Origin of the sequence: Mucilaginibacter sp. CAU 1740 (genome assembly GCF_039839285.1) — a bacterium.
GTDB lineage: Bacteria > Bacteroidota > Bacteroidia > Sphingobacteriales > Sphingobacteriaceae > Mucilaginibacter.
On record NZ_JBDOQS010000028.1, the window covers coordinates 1 to 5,574 of the forward strand.

Consider the following 5,574-nt stretch of genomic DNA (forward strand, 5'->3'; position numbering starts at 1 on the left):
ATCTGTATAAAGATACAATAATGATAACAGATTCTATTAATTAATAATAGGGTCGGGAAATCGAACAAAACATTTTACAATGGAGAGTTTGATCCTGGCTCAGGATGAACGCTAGCGGCAGGCCTAATACATGCAAGTCGGACGGGATAGAAGAGCTTGCTTTTCTTGAGAGTGGCGCACGGGTGCGTAACACGTATGTAACCTACCTTAGTCAGGGGGATAGCCTCTCGAAAGAGAGATTAAGACCGCATAACATCACGAAGTGGCATCGCTTTGTGATCAAATATTTATAGGACTAAGATGGGCATGCGCAACATTAGCTAGTTGGTGTGGTAACGGCATACCAAGGCTACGATGTTTAGGGGATCTGAGAGGATGACCCCCCACACTGGTACTGAGACACGGACCAGACTCCTACGGGAGGCAGCAGTAAGGAATATTGGTCAATGGACGGAAGTCTGAACCAGCCATGCCGCGTGCAGGAAGACGGCCCTACGGGTTGTAAACTGCTTTTGCAGGGGAATAAACCTTCGTATGTATACGAAGCTGAATGTACTCTGAGAATAAGGATCGGCTAACTCCGTGCCAGCAGCCGCGGTAATACGGAGGATCCAAGCGTTATCCGGATTTATTGGGTTTAAAGGGTGCGTAGGCGGCTTTTTAAGTCAGGGGTGAAAGACGGTAGCTTAACTATCGCAGTGCCCTTGATACTGAAGAGCTTGAATGTAGTTGAGGTAGGCGGAATGTGACAAGTAGCGGTGAAATGCATAGATATGTCACAGAACACCAATTGCGAAGGCAGCTTACTAAGCTATGATTGACGCTGAGGCACGAAAGCGTGGGGATCAAACAGGATTAGATACCCTGGTAGTCCACGCCCTAAACGATGAACACTCGATGTTGGCGATATACAGTCAGCGTCTAAGCGAAAGCGTTAAGTGTTCCACCTGGGGAGTACGCCCGCAAGGGTGAAACTCAAAGGAATTGACGGGGGCCCGCACAAGCGGAGGAGCATGTGGTTTAATTCGATGATACGCGAGGAACCTTACCCGGGCTTGAAAGTTAGTGAATGTGGCAGAGACGCCACAGTTCTTCGGAACACGAAACTAGGTGCTGCATGGCTGTCGTCAGCTCGTGCCGTGAGGTGTTGGGTTAAGTCCCGCAACGAGCGCAACCCCTATGTTTAGTTGCCAGCATTTAAGGTGGGGACTCTAAACAGACTGCCTATGCAAATAGAGAGGAAGGAGGGGACGACGTCAAGTCATCATGGCCCTTACGTCCGGGGCTACACACGTGCTACAATGGATGATACAGAGGGCAGCTACCTGGCAACAGGATGCCAATCTCACAAAGTCATTCACAGTTCGGATCGGGGTCTGCAACTCGACCCCGTGAAGTTGGATTCGCTAGTAATCGCGTATCAGCAATGACGCGGTGAATACGTTCCCGGGCCTTGTACACACCGCCCGTCAAGCCATGGAAGCTGGAAGTGCCTGAAGTGCGTAACCGCAAGGAGCGTCCTAGGGTAAAGTCGGTAACTGGGGCTAAGTCGTAACAAGGTAGCCGTACCGGAAGGTGTGGCTGGAATACCTCCTTTCTGGAGCAGGTTTCGCTAAGTAATTCGGAACTGTTACCTACATGATATTTCTTAAAACACAAACAAAAAGACAAAAGGAAACACCCGGAAGGTTAACCATCAGTGGTAAACTAACAGAAGGGAGCACAAGGATTGTAAGTGATTACGATTTTCGGTTTGAAGAACATAAAAAATCCAAAATCGAAAGTCCGAAATCCGAAATAACAACCAGTCCTGTAGCTCAGCTTGGTTAGAGCACTACACTGATAATGTAGGGGTCAGCAGTTCAAATCTGCTCGGGACTACTATAAGGTTTATCCGAAAGGGGGATTAGCTCAGCTGGCTAGAGCACCTGCCTTGCACGCAGGGGGTCAACGGTTCGAATCCGTTATTCTCCACATTGAACCAGAAGTCATCGTAAGATGACGGAGGCTCAAAACGTTCTTTGACATATTGGAAGAAGTAATTGAAAACAAGAGAAAACAACAGATAGAGACGTTGTTTGCTTGAGAATCAAGACGACAAGAATAAAGAAACAAGAGTGATCTTGCTTCCTGACTCCTGATCTCTTGACTCTAACAACAAACAATTATCTAAATAAAGACATACCTTGCGGCGCAAAAGGCGCAAGAGTAGAAGAAAGTAAGAAAGGGTACACGGGGGATGCCTTGGCTCTCAGAGGCGATGAAGGACGTGATAAGCTGCGATAAGTACCGGGGATTTGCAAATAAGATTTGATCCGGTAATTTCCGAATGGGGAAACCTAGTTATTTGAAGAATAACTGCAATAGCGCTAACCTGCCGAACTGAAACATCTAAGTAAGCAGAGGAAGAGAAAACAATAGTGATTTCCAGAGTAGTGGCGAGCGAAATGGAAGAAGCCCAAACCTATTATGTTACGGCATAATGGGGGTTGTAGGACCACAACATGAATATTAAACAGAACCGGAACGGGGTGGGAAACCCGGCCATAGAGCATGAGAGCTGCGTACGGGTAATGAATAATAGGATAGTGGTATCCTGAGTACCGCGAGGTCGGAGACGCCTTGTGGGAATTTGCCGGCACCATCCGGTAAGGCTAAATACTCCTGAGAGACCGATAGTGAACCAGTACCGTGAGGGAAAGGTGAAAAGAACCCCGAACAGGGGAGTGAAATAGAACCTGAAACCGTGTACTTACAAGCGGTCGGAGCACAGTAATGTGTGACGGCGTGCCTTTTGCATAATGAGCCTACGAGTTACTCTTCACTGGCAAGGTTAAGCGTTTAAGACGCGCAGCCGAAGCGAAAGCGAGTCTGAATAGGGCGCATAGTCAGTGGAGGTAGACGCGAAACCTTGTGATCTACCCATGGGCAGGTTGAAGGTGCCGTAACAGGTACTGGAGGACCGAACCGATAAACGTTGAAAAGTTTCCGGATGACTTGTGGGTAGGGGTGAAAGGCTAATCAAACTGGGAAATAGCTCGTACTCCCCGAAATGTTTTTAGGAACAGCCTGGCGGTTGAGTTATAAAGAGGTAGAGCTACTAATTGGGTGCGGGGGAGTCAAATCCTACCAAATCCAGATAAACTCCGAATGCTTTATAATATACGCTGGAGTGAGGCTATGGGTGCTAAGGTCCATGGCCGAGAGGGAAAGAACCCAGACCATCAGCTAAGGTCCCTAAATTATTGCTAAGTTGAACTAACGAGGTCCGATTGCACAGACAGCTAGGATGTTGGCTTGGAAGCAGCCATTCATTTAAAGAGTGCGTAACAGCTCACTAGTCGAGCGATCGGGCATGGATAATAAACGGGCATCAAGCAGTATACCGAAGCTATGGATTTGCAGTAATGCATCTGGTAGGGGAGCATTCTATTATCCGGCGAAGCAGGAGGGGCAACCGACTGTGGAGGGAATAGAAAAGCAAATGTAGGCATAAGTAACGATAAGGCGGGAGAGAAACCCGCCCACCGAAAGACTAAGGTTTCCTGATCAACGCTAATCGGATCAGGGTTAGTCGGGGCCTAAGGTGAAGCCGACAGGCGTAGCCGATGGACAACTGGTTAATATTCCAGTACTTTTTATTACTGCGATGCGGTGACGGAGTAGTGACACTGACGCGAACTGACGGAATAGTTCGTTAAAGGCTGTAGGTATAGAGATTGTAGTTAAGTACGCAGACTCTGCTGAAAGCTGATAGTACACCAAACCTTCGGGCGAGGTGATAGTTCAGGTAATCAGACTTCCAAGAAAACCCGCTAAGCTTCAGGTAATAAAAACCCGTACCGTAAACCGACACAGGTAGTCGAGGAGAGAATCCTAAGGTGCTCGAGTGAATCATGGCTAAGGAACTCGGCAAAATGGCCCTGTAACTTCGGGAGAAGGGGCGCTGGCAGCAATGTCAGCCGCAGTGAAAAGGCCCAGGCGACTGTTTAACAAAAACACATGGCTTTGCAAAATCGCAAGATGACGTATAAGGCCTGACACCTGCCCGGTGCTGGAAGGTTAAGAGGGGATGTTAGTCGCAAGGCGAAGCATTGAATCGAAGCCCCAGTAAACGGCGGCCGTAACTATAACGGTCCTAAGGTAGCGAAATTCCTTGTCGGGTAAGTTCCGACCTGCACGAATGGTGTAACGATCTGGGCGCTGTCTCAGCCATGAGCTCGGTGAAATTGTGGTATCGGTGAAGACGCCGGTTACCCGCAACGGGACGGAAAGACCCCATGCACCTTCACTATAGCTTAACATTGATATCGGATACAGGATGTGTAGGATAGGTGGGAGACTGTGATCCAGCTTCGCTAGGAGTTGGTTAGTCAACGTTGAAATACCACCCTTTCTGTATTTGGTGTCTAACTCTTCGATGAGGAGAACATTGTTTGGCGGGTAGTTTGACTGGGGTGGTCGCCTCCAAAAAGGTAACGGAGGCTTTCAAAGGTAAGCTCAGTACGCTTGGTAACCGTACGCGGAGTGCAATAGCATAAGCTTGCTTGACAGTGAGACAGACAAGTCGAGCTGGGTCGAAAGACGGATATAGTGATCCGGTGGTTCTGCATGGAAGGGCCATCGCTCAAAGGATAAAAGGTACGCTGGGGATAACAGGCTGATCTCCCCCAAGAGCTCATATCGACGGGGAGGTTTGGCACCTCGATGTCGGCTCGTCACATCCTGGGGCTGGAGAAGGTCCCAAGGGTTGAGCTGTTCGCTCATTAAAGTGGCACGCGAGCTGGGTTCAGAACGTCGCGAGACAGTTCGGTCCCTATCTGTTGTGGGCGTAGGAAGTTTGAGTGGGGCTGACCTTAGTACGAGAGGACCGGGTTGGACTAACCTCTGGTGAATCTGTTATGCCGCCAGGTGTACTGCAGAGTAGCTACGTTGGGAATAGATAAGCGCTGAAAGCATCTAAGTGCGAAACTAGCCACAAGATGAGACTTCCATTGAGGGTCGTAGGAGACTACTACGTTGATAGGTCATAGGTCTAAAGGTGGTGACATCATAGCCGAGTGATACTAATTGCCCGAAGCTTTCTTCAGATAGAAACAGTGTGGGTGGAACCCTAACAGGTTCCACCCCGCGAAATCAAAACAACAATAATGCTGTTGTTTTCTCTTAAATTCAATCACTTCTTTCAATAATATGTCATTGTTTATTTGGTCATTATATCATTGGGTCATTAAGTCATTAGACTGCTCAAAAACAAGAAGATCAAACAATAAACAAATACAATATGGTGAAGGCATAACGTTGGTGTTGTCAAAGGTGAAGTCAAAAAAATGACTCAATGACCTAATGACACAATGATCAGCGAAATGACCGGAACAAAAAATATTCAGGTGCCTATATCGGCGGTGTCTACCTCTTCCCATTCCGAACAGAGAAGTCAAGCCCGCCAGAGCCGATGGTACTGCGGTAAAACGTGGGAGAGTAGGTCGGTGCCGATCTTTATCGCCTTAAATGGTGTAACAAATGCAAAGCCTTAGTCAACAACTAAGGCTTTTTGCGTTTACATACTTTTCC

Annotated in this window: 2 tRNA genes and 3 rRNA genes; all 5 read left to right on the forward strand. The window is 48.0% G+C overall.

Annotated features, from left to right (window positions below):
• Positions 1-76: 76 nt before the first annotated feature.
• The 5 genes from AAFN85_RS32020 to rrf all read left to right on the forward strand — a co-directional run bounded on the left by AAFN85_RS32020 (position 77) and on the right by rrf (position 5,498).
• Positions 77-1,597, forward strand: a 16S ribosomal RNA gene (locus AAFN85_RS32020).
• Positions 1,598-1,806: 209 nt separating this feature from the next.
• Positions 1,807-1,881: transfer RNA gene (locus AAFN85_RS32025), tRNA-Ile, on the forward strand.
• Positions 1,882-1,900: 19 nt separating this feature from the next.
• Positions 1,901-1,974 (forward strand) — tRNA-Ala (locus AAFN85_RS32030).
• Positions 1,975-2,211: 237 nt separating this feature from the next.
• Positions 2,212-5,090: ribosomal RNA gene (locus tag AAFN85_RS32035) — 23S ribosomal RNA — on the forward strand.
• A 296-nt stretch (positions 5,091-5,386) separates the two neighbouring features.
• A 5S ribosomal RNA gene (rrf, locus tag AAFN85_RS32040) occupies positions 5,387-5,498 on the forward strand.
• The 16S, 23S and 5S rRNA genes sit together here with 2 tRNA genes alongside, the layout of an rRNA operon.
• The last annotated feature ends 76 nt before the right edge of the window (positions 5,499-5,574 follow it).